This is a genomic window from Streptomyces sp. NBC_01390, assembly GCF_045040105.1.
GTDB lineage: Bacteria > Actinomycetota > Actinomycetes > Streptomycetales > Streptomycetaceae > Streptomyces.
Window position 1 is genome coordinate 2091310 of record NZ_CP109551.1, and the last position, 14489, is coordinate 2105798.

Annotated in this window: 13 protein-coding genes; 2 read left to right on the top strand and 11 right to left on the bottom strand. The window is 67.6% G+C overall.

Features of this window, described 5'->3' with window-relative positions; genetic code table 11:
• Positions 1–69: 69 nt before the first annotated feature.
• The 3 genes from OG241_RS09415 to OG241_RS09425 form a co-directional block, all read right to left on the bottom strand.
• Positions 70–1191 (bottom strand): IS630 family transposase, encoded by a 1122-nt coding sequence (locus OG241_RS09415; RefSeq protein WP_405775452.1) that lies wholly within the window; start codon positions 1189–1191, stop codon positions 70–72.
• A gap of 102 nt (positions 1192–1293) precedes the next feature.
• Entirely contained in the window at positions 1294–1443 is a 150-nt protein-coding gene (locus OG241_RS09420; RefSeq protein ID WP_405775450.1) for a hypothetical protein, read from the bottom strand.
• Between the two features lie 242 nt (positions 1444–1685).
• Positions 1686–2666, bottom strand: a complete 981-nt coding sequence (locus OG241_RS09425; RefSeq protein ID WP_405775448.1) for a phosphotransferase family protein — start codon at positions 2664–2666, stop codon at positions 1686–1688.
• Between the two features lie 187 nt (positions 2667–2853).
• Here OG241_RS09425 and OG241_RS09430 point away from each other — a divergent pair, with 187 nt between their 5' ends.
• Entirely contained in the window at positions 2854–3945 is a 1092-nt protein-coding gene (locus tag OG241_RS09430; protein ID WP_405775446.1) for a MupA/Atu3671 family FMN-dependent luciferase-like monooxygenase, read from the top strand.
• Here OG241_RS09430 and OG241_RS09435 read toward each other — a convergent pair.
• From OG241_RS09435 to OG241_RS09465, 7 genes are read right to left on the bottom strand one after another with little or no spacing between them, the layout of a single operon-like run.
• Entirely contained in the window at positions 3915–4295 is a 381-nt protein-coding gene (locus OG241_RS09435; RefSeq protein ID WP_405775444.1) for a phosphomannose isomerase type II C-terminal cupin domain, read from the bottom strand. The two genes, OG241_RS09430 and OG241_RS09435, sit on opposite strands and share 31 nt — an antisense overlap.
• A 45-nt stretch (positions 4296–4340) precedes the next feature.
• Positions 4341–5687: a hypothetical protein gene (locus OG241_RS09440; protein WP_405775443.1), complete on the bottom strand. Its 1347-nt coding sequence runs from the start codon at positions 5685–5687 to the stop codon at positions 4341–4343.
• A 52-nt stretch (positions 5688–5739) separates the two neighbouring features.
• Complete coding sequence (locus OG241_RS09445; protein WP_405775441.1) at positions 5740–6816, bottom strand: hypothetical protein; 1077 nt, start codon at positions 6814–6816, stop codon at positions 5740–5742.
• 22 nt (positions 6817–6838) lie between these two features.
• Positions 6839–7927: an SPASM domain-containing protein gene (locus OG241_RS09450; protein ID WP_405775439.1), complete on the bottom strand. Its 1089-nt coding sequence runs from the start codon at positions 7925–7927 to the stop codon at positions 6839–6841.
• 38 nt (positions 7928–7965) lie between these two features.
• On the bottom strand, positions 7966–9294 hold the full coding sequence (locus OG241_RS09455) for a hypothetical protein (RefSeq protein WP_405775437.1): 1329 nt from the start codon (positions 9292–9294) through the stop codon (positions 7966–7968).
• A 15-nt stretch (positions 9295–9309) separates the two neighbouring features.
• Positions 9310–9546, bottom strand: a complete 237-nt coding sequence (locus tag OG241_RS09460; protein ID WP_405775435.1) for an acyl carrier protein — start codon at positions 9544–9546, stop codon at positions 9310–9312.
• A gap of 2 nt (positions 9547–9548) precedes the next feature.
• Entirely contained in the window at positions 9549–10745 is a 1197-nt protein-coding gene (locus tag OG241_RS09465) for a radical SAM protein (RefSeq protein WP_405775433.1), read from the bottom strand.
• 361 nt (positions 10746–11106) lie between these two features.
• Between OG241_RS09465 and OG241_RS09470 the strand changes: the two genes are divergently transcribed.
• Positions 11107–12528 carry an MATE family efflux transporter gene (locus OG241_RS09470; protein ID WP_405775431.1) on the top strand — a complete coding sequence of 474 codons (1422 nt, stop codon included), beginning with the start codon at positions 11107–11109 and terminating at the stop codon, positions 12526–12528.
• Between the two features lie 48 nt (positions 12529–12576).
• Here the strand turns inward: OG241_RS09470 and OG241_RS09475 are convergent, their stop codons facing one another.
• Positions 12577–13557 carry a ParB/RepB/Spo0J family partition protein gene (locus OG241_RS09475; protein ID WP_405775429.1) on the bottom strand — a complete coding sequence of 327 codons (981 nt, stop codon included), beginning with the start codon at positions 13555–13557 and terminating at the stop codon, positions 12577–12579.
• Positions 13558–14489: the final 932 nt, after the last annotated feature.

A 14489-nucleotide genomic window follows, 5' to 3' on the forward strand; every position in this document is an offset into this window, starting at 1 on the left:
ACCCGTCAAGAGTCCCGAGTGGTACTGCCTGCGGTTCTGCGACCGGGATGGTTCGCCAGGGGGCGGCGGTCAGGCTGTGGCGGGGAGTGGCCGACCTCCCCAGCGGATGCCTTTCTCGCTGCGGATGCGGGCGCGCTCTTTGCGTTGGGCGGCCAGGAGGTCGGGGTGGCGGGCGTTGGCGTTGCGCCAGCGCAGGTAGGCGTGCAGTTCCCGGGTCTGGACGGTGTGGTTGGGGTGATGGGAGTTGGCGAGGGTGAACTGCCGTAACGGTCCGAAGTGCGCCTCGACGGGATTGGCCCAGGAGGCGTTGGTCGGGGTGAAGCACAGCTCCACCTTGTTCTTCTTCGCCCAGGCGCGGATCTTGGTGCCCTTGTGTGCGGAGAGGTTGTCCATGATCACGTAGATCGGGGCGCCGTCTGGGCGGGCAGCCCGGATCGACTTCAGCGCGGCCAGGGAGTTCGCGGCGCCTTTGTGGCGGCGGTTGACGCCCCACAGGGTGTCGTCGCCGACCGAGTAGCAGCCGTGGAAGTAGGTCACCCCGTGAGTGCGATGGTAGGTCGCCGGAACCCGGTCGGGGCGGCCCTGCACGGCCCAGCAGGATCCGCCGGTGGGACGGATGCCCAGCGGCCCGAACTCGTCGAAGGCGAAAACCCGGTCGGGGAAGTGCTCCAGGACCTGTTCGATCCGGTCGAGTTTGGTGTCGTACTCGGGGTCGGTGGACTCCTTCCAGGTCTTGGTCCGCTGGAAGGTGATGCCGCGGCGGGCCAGCAGGCAGCGCAGGGCCTCGCGGCCTATGCGGATGGCCCGACCGTGGACGCGGCGCAGGTAGGCGGCGAGTTTGCGGATGGACCAGCGGGTGAAGGGCTGGCCGAGCTTGGCCGGGCGGGTAGTGGCCGTCGCGACGACGAAGTCCTCGTCGTCAGGGCTGAGTTGGCGGGGACGGCCTCCCGCCCACCGAGGGTCCAAGCAGGCCAGGCCGATCTCGTTGAACCTGTGGATCACGTCCCGCACCGTGTCCTCGTCGGCCTGCACCAGCTGTGCGATGACCGGCACGCGGTTCCCGCCGGCCGAGGCCAGCAGCATCATCGCCCGCCGGTAGCGCACCGAGCTGGTGCTGCCCCGGCGCACGATCTGCTGTAACTGCTGCCCCTCCTGGTCGGTCAGCCTGCGGACCTTGACCGGCTCTGCCACCACGCGCCTCCACGGTGCCGGTTCGAATGTGTCACCACATCCAGCTGGCTCACCGGTCCCGGCCGCGACTAAGCAACCCGGTGAACCAATGCGGTCGGAGCACTAGGTGAACCAGTCCGCCTGCCGGTAATCCGGCTCGTTCACCGCCGCGTCCGCTCCGGTGAACATCCCGACCACGGCCACCACCAGCACATCCCTGGCACCCGGCGGCAACGCCCGCAACCGAGCGGACAGACGGTCGAAGGTCGTCACCTCCACACCGTACGAGCGGGAGTGCCCCAGCTCATACGCCGACGGGAGTACCGTCATCGGCCCGTACGAACCAGCAGTGCACGAGGGAGCCAAACGTCCTTCCTACACGTGAAAGGTGCCCCCACCCGCTCATGATCCAGTCCTCAACAAACCGGTTCATCGCAGGCCACGGAGCACCTTTTACATGCGGTGACAAAACGTCACAGCTCTTGGAATTCCCGGTGAAACACCGAGGCCAGTGCCTACTCGCCAAGCAGGGCCACGGTCTCCCGTAGGCGCTCGCACGCCCAGTCGTACTGCTCGGTGCCGGTGTGCGCGCGGAAGTTCGTCTCGATGATCTGGATCAGGGAGAGGTGGAGGTTATACAGCCGCCGACGGGTCCGCTCGGTGGTGGTGAGCGGCCGGTGGCCGTAGCCGCGGATGAAAGCTGTGGCGTCTCCGAACGCGCCCGACTCACTCCCGGTGAAGCCGAACTCCATCAGCGGATCACCGTAGAACGCCCGCTCGTGGTCGACGATTGCGACGATCTGGCCGTCACGCACCATGCAGTTGCCTGGCCACAGGTCCCACTCGACGAACCGAGGCTCGGTCACCTCGTCCAGCGAATCTGCGTGGGCGGCCACGACGTCGCGGATCGCGCCGTAGCCGTGGGGGAGGACGACGTCGCGTCGCTCGCCGTCGCCCAGCAGTTCCCCGACCATCCGCAGGAAGGTCGCACGCCACGTGCTCTCGCCCGGTCCGGCCAGCGGGCCGAAGGCGGTGCCGGGGATGGTGTTGAGCTCGCGGGTGATCGCGCCGAGCGCCTCGTCGTACGCGCCGACCTCCGTTTCGGTCAGGGTGTCCCTGATGACGTGGAGGTTGTCCGCATCGATGTACGTCATGAAGAAGTAGTCGGCGTCGCACACCTCATGGGTCTGATCGGCGAAGTCGACCTCCGGCACGGGAACCTTCGTGTGCTCCCGGATCAGCCGCAGCGCCTCCAACTCGGTGGCCATGGCTCCACGCTCGTAGGTCATGACCTCGACACCCGGCGGCGGCGCGATCTTGAGGACGACTTGCGCGCCGGATCGCAGCCGAATCCGGTAGGCCACGTTGAACCAGCCTTCGCTCAGTTCGCCGACCCAGTCCTCGCCCGCGTCGCACACCTCCTCCGGGCCGTAGGCGCGGGCGACCATGGTGCGAAGCACCTCAACGGGCTGCCGGTTCTTTGTGATGCTCTCCATCAGTAATCCTCCGCCCCAAGCATGATCGGACGGTAGCACCAGGACGGAGTTGTGCACTCGGGCCTCCTGGGACGCCTTGCCACTGCTGGTCTCTCGGCATCGTCGATTGCTAGCGTGGCGATTGTTCGGGCGCATGTTATGCGTGATGTGTCGGAGCCTTGGCGTCAGACAACTGACGGGGGAAACCGTGGATTTCAGCCTGTTCTATTTCGCGGACGACGGGGAAGCCGCGGGCGATCGCTATCGCCTGCTGATGGAGGGCGCCCGCTTCGCGGACGAGCACGGGCTCGCCGCCGTCTGGACACCCGAGCGGCACTTCCACCGCTTCGGCGGCCTGTTCCCGAACCCGTCGGTCACGGCCGCGGCGGTGGCGGCCGTGACCTCGCGGGTGCAGGTGCGGGCGGGCAGTGTGGTGCTGCCGCTGCACCATCCGGTGCGGGTGGCCGAGGAGTGGGCCATGGTGGACAACCTCTCGCACGGCCGGGCCGGCGTCGCGCTCGCCTCCGGCTGGAACCTCCGGGACTTCCTCTTCAACCCGGACGCGTACGCCGACCGCCGGGAGCGCACGGTTGCCGCCGTCGAGACCCTTCGCCGGCTCTGGCGGGGCGAGACCTTCGACGCCGAACCGGAGTGCCGGGTCTACCCGCCGCCGGTGCAGGCGGAGATTCCGCTGTGGCTCACCAGCAGCGGCAATCCGGGCACGTTCGAAACTGCCGGGCACGTAGGCGCCGGTGTGCTGACGAACCTGCTCACGCAGAGCATGGAGTCGTTGGCGGAGAACGTCGCGGCATATCGGCGCGCCTACGCGGGCTCGGGGCGCGACGGTCGCGGACACGTCGTCCTGATGCTGCACACCTGCCTCGGCGAGGATCTCGAGTCGGTGGAGCACGTCGTGCGCGAGCCGCTGCGGCGCTATCTGATGTCCGCGCTGGATCTGAACCTGGGCTCGACCGAGTCGGCCGCGGGCAAGGGGACCGGCACGGGGCGGCCGTCCGCGGAGGAGCGGGCCCGGGCCTGGGCCAGATCCACCTTCGCTCCAGCGGCCGTCGATGGCGCCTACCAGCGCTATCTCACCTCGGACGGCCTGTTCGGCGCGGTTTCGGACGTGCTTCCCGTCGTGGAGCGCGTGCGAAAGGCGGGCGTCGACGAGATCGCGTGCCTCATCGACTTCGGCGTGCCGATCGACGCGGCGCTGAGTGGACTGGCGCGGCTCGACGAGTTGCGTGCCGTGGTGGACGGGAGGGAGGCTCAGCGGTCCGTGGAGGTGAGCAGACGGTAGTTGTCCTCAAGGCGTTCGATGTCCTCTTCGTCGAAGAAGCCCAGGGACAGTTCGAGGAATCTGCGCGGCACATCGCCCGGGTTGTGGACGCGGTGGGCGAGGCCGCGCGGAATCCAGATGCGCTCGCCGGTGGCCGCCGTCCACATGCGATCGTCGACCCGCACGTCGAGCGGGCCGTCCAGAACAGTCCACCACTCGTCGCGTTTCGCGTGCCGGTGCATGCTCACCCGCTGCCCCGGATCAATGGTGATGAACTTGACGGTCGATTCGGTGTTCAGCGTCAGCCGCTCCTGAACGCCGTAGGGCCGCGGATAGTAGTGGATCTCCGGCTCGGTGGCTTCGTTGCGCATGCTCTCAGCTCCTAGCTCGAACTCAACCGGTAGGTCGCGCTCGGTTCAGGCTTCCAAGGCCTCGGTGACGAGAAGGCTCTCCAGCGCAGCGAGCGCCGCAGTGGCGGTGGCCGGCGGAATCCGTGTGTCGTCGCAGACCACTTGCAGGATCAGTTCGTCGCCGTCGCTGCCGAGATCGGCGAAGAGGGTGGCGTCGCCCATGTCGCGTCGACCGACAGTGATGATGGACGACTCTTCGAGCAGTGCCTTGAGATCCGGCAGCCCGCTCTCCAGACCCGCCCATACGCCCCGATCGCTCCGCACGTCGTTGAAGTAGTACGAGAAGTCGGGCGCGAGCCCCTTCGCCGTGAGATCGGTGAGCGCGTCTCGCCACTTGATGCAGTCGTATCGCGCGCGGCTGTAGGTGGTGATCGTGCGGGCGTAGATGTTTTTCGTGTATTCGGCGAAGCGGTCCCCGCCGCGATTCTGGCTCGGCAGGACGAGCAGCCCGTTCCCGATCGTCTGGCCGACGAAGTCCGTGAGCTCTGGCTGCGACCGGTTATTGCAGACGAGCAAAAGAGCGGAGAGGTCGCTGTTGACGTGTCGGCGGATGGTGCTCGTCAGCGCGGAGACGACGACGCCGCTCACGCTCACCCGGTGCCGCAGGGCGAGCGCCTCGACGGCGACCGCGGCTGCCCGCGACCGGAGAATCGACACCGAGAACGCGCCGGGCGCCATCGGCATCAGGCCGCGGCCGGGCGGCAGCCTCAGGGCCGAGGCCAACCAGCCGTCGATCACGGCGTCGCTTCTGCGGCCCGGGCCGGCCGACTGCTCGTATCCGACCAATTCCGCGGTCTGCATCCCCAGCGCGCGGGTTTCGCGCTGTTCGACCGCGTCGCGGATCAGGCGGTCCACTGGACGGCAGGCGCCGCCGTCGAACGCGAGATGCGACATCGCGACGTTGATCTGGGTGACGAACCCGCCGACGTGCTGAAGTCCCAGGCGGATCTGGGGTTCGTCCATGCCGAACGCCCCGCTCGCCAACTCCGCGCAGGCCGGGTCCTTGCGGGTGTTGTACCCGTGGTGGACGGGAACCGTGTCGGTCGGGGCCTCGCTCACGCGGACCTCGATACGGGCCTCGCCCTGAAAGGTCTGCCGCACGCGTTCCGTATCGAACGACACGCGAAAGATGTCGAGGGAGGACAGCAGCCCCCTGAGACGGTCGAGCGCCTCGGACACGCTGATGCCATCCTTCAACGAGGAAATGGGCCACGACATATTCAGACGGTCCGACAACGGACCGAGTGCGGTCATACTGTTCCACATGTTTCCCTGACCCCAGGTGAGGGGCAGCGAGCCCTGCTCGGCCCCCCGGATCGAGACGCTGTGCGATTCACTGTCGCCGACGGCCATCAATTCCCCTCGCTGGATCATCGATTTCCTGACCCGTACGGATACGGAGAGCTCAGCGCGCGATCGTCGCCGCGCCCCCGAATCCTCGGGCGACGATGCTGTCCGGATAGGACGCGGCCCCGTCGCGGGCCGCGCCAAGGCGCTCGTGCATGGCCTTGAGCAGCGCTGGATCACGCTGGTCCAGCCACTCCGACAGGCGCATCCCGAACCCGAGCGCGCACCAGACCCTTTCGTTGGCGAGCTCCCAGCCGCCCAGCGCCTCCGTGAAGAGAACGGGCGTCGCGGCATTGAGCGAGTCGATGAGCGTGCCCGCGCCCGGCTTGCTGACCACCGCGCGGCTGCGCCGGGTCAGCTCGAACGTGTCGGCCCAGTGTTCCCGGGAGTCGAACGAGGGGGCGCCCGCACCCACGCCCGCGACCAGTCGCGGAAAGGCCGTTCCCAGGCCGGGCTCCCAGCTGGGGTCCTGGTGGTAGGCGCTCAGCCCTGCCGGCGGATCGCTCCAGGGTTCCGGCAGGATCAGGCTCACCGACTCCCCCTCCTCGACGAGCCGTGCGGCTGCGGCCGTATGGGTGCCCATGCCCCAGCCGCCGCCGTGGGCGAGGAAGCTGATCGACCGCGATTCCCAGGGGAGCAGCGCCCCGGGCCTCGTCACCGGGATCGTCTCGTTCAACGTGTTCGTCCGCGCGTCGAGCAGCCATGTGTGCGTGATGCCAGTGAGCTCCGCCGCGTGGCGATGCGACGGCGAGGGCACCGCGTCGACATGGCATACGTCGACGAGGACGTCCGGACGCCGGCCTACGTAGGCCGCGACGATCTCCGTCCAGAATCCGGAGAAGACGGTGATCGAGCCCACGTGGGCCGCGTCCCACTCGTCGAGGAGCGCGGTGAGCGTCTCCGGCGCGATCAGCTCCGCGTGGTCGGTGGCCAGCGCGTGGGCCGCCTTTGCCAGCCGGTAGTCGCGGCTGTACCGGCCCTTCGCGATCTGAATGCGCTGCCGGACCTCGTGGGGGAAGTACTTCTCCAACACGTACACCCTGCTCGGCAACTCCCGGGCCGACAGGGCCCGGTCGAGCAGCAGCCCGGGTATGTGCGTCCCCAGTGCCACTCCGGACGTCAATGCAATATTCATGGCCCTCGTTGCTTCGCCCTCGTCAGACCGGGTGGGTTTCCAGCGAGTAGTACCGCGTGCAGGTGGGGCAGATGGGCCACAACGAGGAGCGCAGGTGCTTACGGATCTTCGTGGCCTGTTCGCCTTGCCAGATGTCCAGCAGCGACGATTCGTGGATGTTCCCGAGCGGTATGTCGTAGAACGTGTGGCAGGTCGTGACCTCGCCGCGCGCCGAGATCTCCGCGTAGCGCCACGGGACGGCGCACCGCTCGTGGAAGTCCTTCATCGCGGTCCAGTCGGCGCGCAGATAAGCCCCGACCGTCTCGACCTCCAGCGCCGCCGGCCGGGAGAAGAACTTCACGCCAGCCTGCTCGCACGCGTCCCGCGCGTCGACCATCTGCCGGACGAGATCCTCGACGTCGATCGACTCGAAGAACTGGGGACTGCGGATGAAGGCGGCCGAGTGCCGCACCGCCGGAATACCAAAGCTGTCGCGGGCCACTCGACCGTAGTGCCGGTGCATCTCGGCCGTCGCGAAGCTCTGCAGCTCAAGGCTCACGGCGCCGAGTTTGCTCAGGTCGATCTCCTTGAAGAACTCCGAGATGTGAGCGGCGTTGTCCGGCGTGACCAGGTAGGTGACACCGATCTCGGGGAACCGCACGCCGCGGCGGCGTTTGAGACTGTCGATCGCGTCGATCCCGGCCATGGCCTTGTCGTAGACCCCGGCGCCGCGCTGCACGTCGTTGACCTCGCGCGGGCCGTCCAGGGATACCCACACCCTGATGTGTCGGTCGGCCACCAGCCGGTCCGCGTGGCTGCGCAGCGTCGTCCCGTTGGTGGGAAAGACGAGCTGGCTCCCGCCGGCGTGGATCGCGTCGATGACCCGCCAGACTCCCTTGTAGAGCAGCGGCTCCCCGCCGAACAGCTCGACATACGGCCGGTTCGGCCGGCACTCCTCAAGGGTGCGCAGAACGAGATCGATGTCGAGCTCGGCGAGTTCCGGCAGGATGTGGAAGGACCCCCCGTCGCCCCACTCGTAGCACATGTGGCAGCGCAGGTTGCATCGTTCGAGCAGTTGCAGCACCAGCCAGGACGGGCCTGCTTTGGGGGAGCGGACAAGCGTGTTGGACATGGGCTTTTCTCTCCAAGGAAGTGGACGGCCGATGGCCGTCATCGCTCCGGATCGCCGACGGGCCGTGCGTGACAGGGGTGGCGCTGATCCTCTGGGTGGATTCCGCACGTGCACGCGATCCCGATGGCCTCACGCAGCACGCGCGCCGCGTCGCCGGGCGGGTGGAACACGCCGAGGACGAGGCGGCCGCGCTCGCCCCGGGTGAGTGTGTTGGCCGCGATGGGCAAGACCCCCGCCCGCTGCTGCCGGTACAGCAGGCCCGCGTCGTCCAGCCTGTTCACCAACGAGGGGAAGGGACGAGCCCCGGAGTCCAGTCGCACGTTTATGAATTCGAGCGTCGCGTGCAGGCCGAGCCGCGCGGCGTGGCGCATCAACGCCAGCCCGACGGTGCCCATGGATACGCGGGCGTTCACCTCCAGGCAGGGTACGACCGTTCCGTCCGTCGTGATGAGCCCGTCGATGTCCACCGGGCCGAAATATCCGGCCGCGAAGAGTTCCTTGCACAGGGTCCTACCCGCCGTGTCGATGTGCTCGAACTCCTCCTGGCGAAAGGATTCCGGGCCCACCGGGGACGAGCCCCGGTAGCGGAAGCCCTCGACGTCGTTCTCCAGGAGCCCGGCACTCCGTACGGAGCCGTCAGGCAAGATGTGCCAGTGGGACGAGAAGTCCCGGTGCTTCTCGAACAGGGGCTGGACGAGCAGTTCGAGCCGCTTGCCCCGGTCGACCTGCCGGGCGAGGTGCCGTACCACAGAGCGGTACGCGGTCGTCGAGCGGATCGCCAGGGTGCCCAGGCCGGACACACCGTAAGGGTCCTTCAGCAGCACGACGGAGCCGGCCTGCCCGACCCTGCGCTCCAGTTCGGCGAACGAGGTGACGGGCCACGCGGCTCCGTTCCATCCGTGCGTCAGGACGACCTCGTTGGACCACGTCTTCGAGTTGACCCGCCTCGCGCATTCGGTGGTGGGCGAGGTGTAGGACAGTTCCAGCGCGGAAGCGAGATCCTCGTACTCCCGGCGCGCGGCGTACGGCCGTAGGGTCATCCCCTTGACCTGGGGACGGATCACGTCCGCTTGGGCCAGCGTCCGCGCGACGACGTCGCCGACGCCTTCGGCGTGGGGCAGGGGGTCCACGGGGAAGCCCGCTGACCGCATCGCGTCGACGAAGTCGGGTGGAAGCTCGAAGGCCGTGATCAACCGGTCCCCTTCCTCGCTCAGCGCGGAAAGGACCTCGTCCAAGGCCTGCGCGATGGCGGAGCCGTGGGCGGACCCGAAGCGGGGCAGCAGGGCGAGGTCGGCGGGTCGCCAGGAATCCTCGACCCCCACCGGGCCGACGTGCAGGGAGCTCTTCCGCGGTTCTGCGGCTCGCATGCGTTCTCCCTGCCCTCAGCCCTTGGTGGACACGAAACGGCAGAAGGCGTCCACGGACTCAAGGCAATCCATGTCCATGTTTTCGAAGTCCAGCTCGACCTGGAGCGCGTCCTCGACTGTGAGCAGCAACTCGATCATCTGTAGGGAGTCGAGGCCGAGATCGGAGATGATGCTCGTCTCCGGCTCGATGGGCACCTCGCGCGCCAGAACCTTGTGCAGGCACGTCACTACGGTGCTGAAGATCGGGTCCACGCCTAGACTCCATTCAGATACAGAAGTACGCACTTCGAACACACCGGCATGAGGCCCCTGCTCCGCAAAATTTCTCGCACACGTCGGAAACGCTCGCTGTGCCAGAGATCAAGGACGTCCGTCTCCTTCAGATTTCCCACCACGAACTCGGGAAAGAACTTGCAGGAGCTGACGTTTCCATCAGCGTGGACCTCCATGCGGTTCGACACCGCGAGGCAGCGCCGCCGACCCTGGGCCGGCTTCGAGGTGCCCCGGATGAAGTCGTCCACTTCGTCCATGCCGACCTGCGGCTGATACCGGATCCGCGACTTCCATCGCCGCTCGGACAGCTTGGTCATCGAATCCAGCAGGGTCGGTATGGCCTCCGGCTTGAGGCGGTATGTGTACGAGTGCCAGGTCGCGGGCTTTCCCGGTTCAGGCGGATTGAGCCAGGAGAACTCCTCGCGATACAGGTCGTCCATCTCGTTGGCGACGTCCTCGTTGATGTACCAGGGGAACTGGAAATAGACGCTGTCGACGCCGAGTTCCTCGGCCCACTCCATGAACTCGTACATCTGTCCGACGGTCTCGTTGCTGACCATGCAGGACAGCGAGATGGTGCCCTCGAAGCGACCGGAGCGCTGGAGGTCGATCATGTACCGGATGTCGCGCATCGTCCGGTCGAAGCTGCGCGCCCCGCGCAGCGCCTCGTGGTGCTCCTTGAGCCCGTCGAGGCTGATCAGGAGGCTGAGACTCTTCCCGATCCGCAGCAGATCATCCGCGTGGCGCCGCATGAGCAGGCCGTTCGTGCACATCGTCACGGGGCGCGGATCGGCGGCCAACAGGTCGGCGAACTCGCCGAACTTCGAGTACATGAGCGGCTCGCCGCCCCAGACGAAGAGCTTCGACTTCCGCTCGGAGGTCGCCGCGAGCACCCGCCGCACGATGTCGATGCCGAGTTCGGTCTTCTGCTCGGCGGCGCTGAATTCGTGGAAGAAACCCTGTTCGCTCCACTGATAGCAGTGCAGACAGCGGAGATTGCACTTGTAGGTGAGCTGAAGGCTTACCTCGTCCGGCACTTCCGACGCATAGTGCGGATCTTCCGCGAGTGCGTGAAGGGTCTTCGACCGAACCGCGACCGTCCTACGCAGATCGAGGAACTCGCGGTTGTCGAGGTTGCGTGAAGTCTGGGGTTCGGCCCCCATGCCGAGTTCTGCCATGCCGCGACCTGCTCTTCCCTGCGCTATTGACCGCCGCCGCGCGCATTCCCCAACGGGCGGTATCGATGGACTGGGATGTGCTCCGTATGGATTGAGCCTGGGCCGAGAAGTACGGGATCTCCACTGTGGTCGACGCCTTGCCGGGCGTCAAACAGATCCAACCTGGCTACGGTGAGCAGGAGTTGGATTCAATGGACCGCCCGGACCCACGAAATCCCCCGAGTCCCCCGACCTGCGATCCGGGAGGTCGACGGACGCACCGGAGGGGCAGACTCGTCGCGATCGGCGGTGCCGGGCGCGGTGGATCCGGGGTGCCACGCGCGGTGGTTGAACCGATCACGCGCGTGGTTTCCTGCTGGACGTGAAGAGCCACTCGAAGCGCTCGAAAACGCTGGAGGCCGCGCCGGCCGCGGCCGAGGACGCCGTAGGCCGTATGGCGACCCGCCCCGTGGGCAGGCTGCTGTGGGAGAACTGCGTACAGACCATCGCGTCCGTCGGCATGTTCGGCTTCTACGCCCTGACGAACGCCTGGTTCGTCAGCCACGGGGTCGGTGATCAGGCGATGGCCGCGGTCAACCTCGTCGCCCCGCTACTGCTCCTGCTCGGAGCCGTGTCCACCACCGTGGGCGCCGGCGGCGCGACGCTGGTCTCCCGCGCGCTGGGCACCGGCGACGAGCGCGCAGCCTCCCGCGCGGCGGGCAACGCCTTCACACTGTTCTGGGTCACCGCCGCCGTCACCACCGTGGCCGGGCTGGTCTTCATCGACCCGCTTCTCAACGTGCTCGGCGCGACCGGCTCACTGCACGAGGACGCCCGGCAGTACGCGGTGATCCTGCTGTGCGGGTCACTGTCCTACACCGGGTTCTCCGCCCTGGTGCGTGCCGAGGGCCGGGTCGGGTTCTCCACCCGGATGTGGATCGGCGCCATCGTGGTGCAGATCGTCCTCGACCCGCTGCTGATCTTCGGCCTCGGCCTCGGGGTGAGCGGTGCCGCCTGGGGCACCGTCGGCGGGCAGACCGTATCCGCAGTGATGAGCTGGTGGTTCTTCTTCGCGCGACGCCAACGGCCGTACCGCGTCCGCCTCGCCGACCTGCGCCCACACGCCATGACCCTGCGCAAGCTGGTTGGCATCGGGCTGCCCTCCTTCCTGGCCAACATCGGTCTCACCGCGCTCGCCGTGCTGGTCAACAGCACCCTCGCAGTGACCGGGGGAGCGATGGCGCTGACCGCCTACGTCGTCTGCTCTCGCCTTCAGACCTTCGCCGTGATGCCGCACACCGGCATGAGCCAGGGCTTGCAGCCCATCGTCAGCTACAACGCCGGGCGCGGCCTGGACACCCGAGTGGCGCGAACGCGAGCGCTCGCGCTGCGGGCCTCGCTCGTCTACGGCGCGGCCACCGCGATCCTGCTGACGGTGCTCGCGGAACCGCTCGTCGGCATCTTCGTCAGCGGTGGTGAAGCCGCCGAGGAGGCCAGGTTCGCGCTGTGCGTCATCGCGGTCGGCGGGATCGTTATCGGTATAGCCCCACTGATCGCGGGCTACTTCCAGGCTCTGGGACGCCCGCTGCCCGCCTACGTCCTGACCATCGGGTCCCTGATCCTGCTGAAGGCGCCCCTCGTGGTGGTGTGCGGCCTGGTCTGGGGAACGCGCGGTGTGTGGTTCGGTCTCGCCGCCGGAGAGTTCGTCACCGCGGCGAGCGCGCTGCTGCTGTTGCACCGCGTCGACCGGCGTACGCCACCCCCGGCACCGGACCGCCTCGCCGCGTCCCGAGATGTCCGGTGACGCGTCGGGCGAACGGGATTCTGGCTGTGGGGCTCCGAGCGCCACGGCTCAGCCGAGGCTGTCGACCGGGATGCGCTCCGGTCCTTCGAGCCGCTGCGCGAGCTGCCCCCATGCCTGGGCGCACTCCCGCGCCAGCAGCGCGACGTTCTGCGAACAGTGGCTCGGAACCGAGTGGGCTATCTGCGCGACGGAGGAGTGCGCTCTGAGCAAGCGCAGCAACTGTCGGCCGTGACTGGTGTACCGCAGTGAGGGATCGCGAGTGAGCTGCTGCCAGGAGGCGATCACGTCGATGCCCGAGTCGGCACCGTCCGCGGCACTCGCTTCGAGCGAGTGCACCGCGACCGCGTGTCCCGACCGGCTGGCCGGAACGGGGGAGTCACCGCGCCGCACGCGGCGTCGTACGTCGGCGACGGTGCCGAGCGAGAGCCCGGTCTCCTTGGCGACCTCGCGCAGGGTGACGTCAGGCCGTGCCGCCATGAGTTCCGCGGCCTTCAGGCGCCCCTCCACGGTACTGACCGGCCGCACCCGGCCGTCTCTGCCCACGCGGGTGTTCAACTGCGCAGTCTGCTCAGTCGTACAGCGCACGGCGGCGACGGTGCGCGCCGAGATGCCCACGATCGCGGCGATTGCGCGGTCCGACGAGTCCGGGCGCAGGGCGAGCAGTCGGCCGGCCGCCGCGCGCCTGTCCGCGGCGGTCAGCGGCAGGCCGTGCGCATTGTTGGCTGTCACCGAGAGGACGAACGCCGCTTCCTGGCTGCCGTCGAAGAACTTAGCCCGGATGCTCTTGTCCCCCCTGATGCTGGCCGCCCTCAGCCGGTGCATACCGTCGATAACGCGCATCGTGGCCTTGTGCACGATGATGGGGGGGATGCACAGTTCGGAATCGGCGATGAGGGCGACGTGCTCCTCGCTGATGCCGTCGAGCCGGGTCAGGTCGGTGGGAAGCAGCTGATCGATCTCCACTGTGGTGACCCGACCGATGAAGTCATCCTGGGAGACCAGGTCGTTCTCGCCGGAAACGGAAAGCACTGACACCATCGCACCTCTCGACTCTGGGACGGCACGCGATCTGATGTACTGCGCGGCTGATCCGAGGGAGCAGCAGCTCCATGGCAGCATGTTTGAAATGTCGAACGTTAGTACCGTTGTCAATAAAATAAGTATGCGCTTTCTCCTGGCGAGATCAATAGTGGGTTTGGCTGATACGCATACCTTGCGTCAGTGGTCCACTCCGCGACCGAGGTACGCGTCGGATTCGAGGCGGCTCCGCAGTCACTTGGGGGTGGGCTCTGTCCGTGCCGATCTGCACATTTATGGCGAAGGACCTTCCTCCTTCGCTGATTGGCCGATTCTCACCGCCTGGTGGTGACGGCACGTGTCGGATGTTTGGCGATGGTGACGGAAAGCGCATGCTGCGCACGGGGCCCCGAGGGGTCCGTCCGGTGATGCGTTGCGCTGGTGAATGGGTGGGCACCTCACGCGCTATGGGCTGCGGTACCGTCGAGCCTGCGAAGCTGGCAGGGCTCCGTCGTTCTCGCGATTGGCTGGGATTGATCACGTGAGTCCGAGGGTGGCCGGCGGTCGGGTCATGTCCCGGCCGTTGATGGCGTAGGCCCTCGGCGATGTCGTTCCGCCCCGCGAGGCGGAGTGCGCCGATGGCCAGGTTCCGCAGGGAGGCCATCGCCCGCGGTGCGCTGCCGGTCCGCACCCGTGAGGCATCCTCCCCGAACGTCACATCCCTGACGTGGTGCTCACGATTGTACGAGTCGGCCAGGGGCGCGTTTCCGTCGCTTCTGGAGGGCGTTTCCCCTGGCCGCTCGTCCGGACCCGGCGTGCCAGTTACCCGGCACCGGGCTCTCCACGAGTCCCTCAGGTGGTGGTGTGGGCTGGTCGTGCGGACCACGGGGCGGGGATGGTGTTGCCCCGGTAGCGGTATCGCCGGATGGGTACCCTTCGCGGGG